Source organism: Achromobacter sp., from assembly GCF_036567245.1.
Classification (GTDB): domain Bacteria; phylum Pseudomonadota; class Gammaproteobacteria; order Burkholderiales; family Burkholderiaceae_B; genus Achromobacter.
The window spans coordinates 1-3,415 of sequence record NZ_DATCUY010000249.1 but is presented as its reverse complement, the minus strand read 5'-3'; the positions used below and the strand labels follow the sequence as shown (position 1 = coordinate 3,415).

Here is a 3,415-nt window from a genome sequence, read left to right as displayed (position 1 = left end):
CAGGGCGGCCGCGTCCACGCCGAATCCGCCTTCGGCCAGGGACATGGCCAGGCGGCGGCGGAAGTCCGCCGCGACGTCGGCCACGTCCATGCGGTCCTGCGGCCGGCGCGGACCAGCTACGCTGGGACGCGCCGCCGACAGGTCGATCTCTATCACCCGGCTGTAAGCCGGCGCGGCCTCGCCGGCTTCGCGCCACAAGCTGTTGGCGCGCGCATAGGCTTCGATCAGCGCCAGTTGCTCCTCGTCCCGCCCGGTCATGCGGGCGTAGTCCAGCGTGCGGGCGTCGATCGGGAAAAAGCCGCAGGTAGCGCCATATTCGGGCGCCATGTTGGCGATGGTGGCGCGTTCCGGCACGCCTAGCGCCTCTGCCGCGGGGCCGAAGAATTCGACCATGCAGCCCACCACGCCCGCCGCGCGCAGCTGCTGCGTGATCAGCAGGGCGGCGTCGGTGGTGAGCGCGGGCGCCTCGATGGCGCCGCGCAACCGCACCCCCACGACCTCCGGAATCGGAAAGGTGTAGGCATGGCCCAGCAAGGCCGCCTCGGCGTCGATGCCACCCACGCCCCAGCCCAGCACGCCCAAGGCGTTGACCATGGGGGTATGAGAGTCGCCGCCGATGACGAAATCGGGATAGGCCCAGTCGCCGTCCGGCCGTGACTGGTGCGCGACCACCGGCGCCAGATACTCCAGGTTGACCTGATGGATGATGCCGATGCCCGGCGTGATGACGCGCAATCCCTTGTAGGCCTGCTGCGCCCATTTCAGGAAGCGGTAGCGCTCGTCGTTGCGTTCGAACTCGCGGCGCAGGTTGCGCTGCACCGCACCCTCGTCGCCCCAATGGTCGACCTGCAGGGAGTGATCCACGATCAGGTCCACGGGAATCCGGGTATCCACCCGCGCCGCGTCCCCACCCGCCTGGGCCACGGCATCACGCAACGCCGCCAGGTCCTGCAACACTGGCAGACCGCTGGAATCGGGCAGGATCACTCGCGCCACATGCAGCGGCAAGTCGGCGCCGGGATGTTCGCGCCAATCCCAAAGCCTGCCGATTTCTTCCTCGGAAACGGCTGCGCCCCAGGCGCGGTGACGCAGCAGGTTCTCCAGCAACACGCGGATGACGTAGGGATATGCGGCAATGTCGCGACCCGCCGCAAGAGCGGCGGCGGACAGATTCGCGTAGCGCAGCGTCCTGCCGCAACAGGGGAAAGACTGGATCATGGCAGCGGTAATCGGGAAAATCTCAACTGAGGCCATCTTACGGCTTACGAAACAATAGTGTCAACACTATGGAAAAAACCTAGATCAGAAACGAGACCATCAAGAACAGTTATGCGTCGGCTTTATGCAAGTGTAGATAGATACGTCGTCTACATTGCCCTAGGGATAACCCCTAAATTACTCAGTAAAATAGACAAATTCTCCATACAAGCCTGGCAATTCCGAGCCTCGCTCAAAATAAAATCAACTCCAAAAGAGTTGACACTTTTTAGATCCCTTTGATAGGCTGTCAACACTATGAACACCGTCACGAGCTCCATCGCCATCAAGGAAGACGCCACCGGCCCGCTGGCCGACGTGGTCTTCGACCAGGTGCTGGATGCGATCTACCAAGGCCGGCTGGCCCCGGGCAGCGTCATCAATGAAGTCGCGCTGGCCCAGGAATTCGGCGTCAGCCGCGGCCCGGTGCGGGAAGCGGTACGCCGCCTGCAAGGGATTCAGCTGATCACGCGCGAACCCTATATCAAGGCACGCGTGGTGACGCTGTCGGCGGAGTCCGCGCTGGAACTGTTCCAGATGCGCATGGCGCTGGAAGGCGTGGCCTGCAACCTGGCCACCCGCCGCATGAGCGACGCGGAAATCGCGCAATTGCTGGTCGAACTGGAGCAGGATCGCCAACGCCGCCTGGAAGCCGCCAATGGCGGCGCGCCGGCGCCGCGGGTCTTCGACTTCCATGAGCGCATCGTGCGCGCCAGCGGCAACAACCGCATCATCAACGCCCTTTGCGGCGACCTCTATCACCTGCTGCGCGTCTACCGCCGGCACTCCGGCACCGTGCTGGAGCGCAAGGACGACGCCTACGCCGAACACTGGCAGATTCTGCGCGCCATCCGGGCGCGTGATGCCGAATTGGCGGAATCGCTCATGCGTTCGCACATCGAACGCGCCGCGCAACATCTTTTTGAACATCTGGCGGAAGGGGCGTCCGGCATTGCCGGACATCCCGTTTCGGCCGCCTAACGCCCTTTGGAGCAGTACGACATGAACAACCCGCGCCACCAGTTCCGGCAATTGCTGAAGAACGAACCCTTCATCGTCTCCCCTGGTGTGTACGATGGATACAGCATCCGCCTGGTCGAAGCCGCGGGTTTCAAGACCGCCTGCACCAGCGGCGCGGCCGTGTCGAATGCCTTGCTGGGCATCGCCGATATCGGCGTAATGGGACTGTCGGAAAACGTCACCCACTGCCGCCATCTCGCGCGCTCCGTCTCCATCCCCCTCACGGCCGACGCCGACACCGGCTATGGCAACCCTGTGAACGTCTATCACACGGTGCAGATGTTCGAGGAAGCCGGCGTTGCCGGCATCAACCTCGAAGACCAGGTCAGCCCCAAGCGCTGCGGCCACATGCCCGGCAAGGACGTGGTGAGCGAGGCGGAAATGGTCAAGAAGATCGAGGCCGCCTGCCTGGCGCGGCGCGACGATGACTTCGTCATCATCGCCCGCACCGACTCCCTCGCGATCGAAGGCATCGAAGGCGCGGTCAAGCGCGCCCGCGCCTATGCGCGCGCCGGCGCCGACATGCTGTTCCCCGACGCCGTGCGCACCGAAGACGACATCAAGCGCCTGGTGGACGCCGCCGGCATCCCGGTCAGCGTCAACATGGGATTCGGCATCCGCAACCGCCCCACGACGCCCCTGATCCCGCTGCCGCGCCTGAAGGAAATCGGCGTCAAGCGCATCAGCCTGCCGCGCATGCTGCCCGCCGCCGCCATCCAAGGCATGCGCCAGGCGCTGCAAGTGATGCAGGGCGTGATCGCCAGCGGCGAACCCGCCGACCGCCCCGACCTGCTGGTGGGCATCGAAGACATCATGCAGTTGATGGGCTACGAGCAGATGCGCGCCATGGAAAAGCGCCTGACGACGCTGGCCGACTGAGTCCCTCGCCATGACTGAGCGGAATGCGCAGGCGCATTGCGTCCTGACGGGTTCATCGTCCGGCATCGGCCTGGCGTTGGCCCAGCTGCTGCTGGCGTCGGGGTGGCGGGTGACGGGCGTCGACATCGCGCCCGCCGCCATCCTGGGCCATGGGCAGTATCGCCATCTGCGTTGCGATCTGGCCGACGCCACCGCCCTGCGCGGCCTGTGCGCCCTGCTGGACGACTGCGCCCCGACCGCGCTGGCGCATTGCGCCGGC

At 65.3% G+C, this 3,415-nt stretch carries 3 protein-coding genes and 1 pseudogene; 3 read left to right on the top strand and 1 reads right to left on the bottom strand.

The annotated features are described in order from the left end of the window. The coding region (locus VIR09_RS11095) for an aconitase family protein (RefSeq protein WP_332012922.1) at window positions 1–1,218 on the bottom strand (1,218 nt) is incomplete at its 3' end. 297 nt (window positions 1,219–1,515) lie between these two features. Between VIR09_RS11095 and VIR09_RS11090 the strand changes: the two genes are divergently transcribed. The 3 genes and pseudogenes from VIR09_RS11090 to VIR09_RS11080 all read left to right on the top strand — a co-directional run. Continuing rightward, window positions 1,516–2,238, top strand: coding sequence for a GntR family transcriptional regulator (locus tag VIR09_RS11090; protein ID WP_332012921.1), 723 nt, complete (start codon window positions 1,516–1,518; stop codon window positions 2,236–2,238). 21 nt (window positions 2,239–2,259) lie between these two features. Beyond that, a complete protein-coding gene (locus VIR09_RS11085; RefSeq protein WP_332012920.1) occupies window positions 2,260–3,156 on the top strand; it encodes an isocitrate lyase/PEP mutase family protein in 897 nt (298 codons plus the stop codon). A 10-nt stretch (window positions 3,157–3,166) separates the two neighbouring features. Then, window positions 3,167–3,415, top strand: a pseudogene (locus tag VIR09_RS11080) (SDR family NAD(P)-dependent oxidoreductase); the annotation flags it as partial.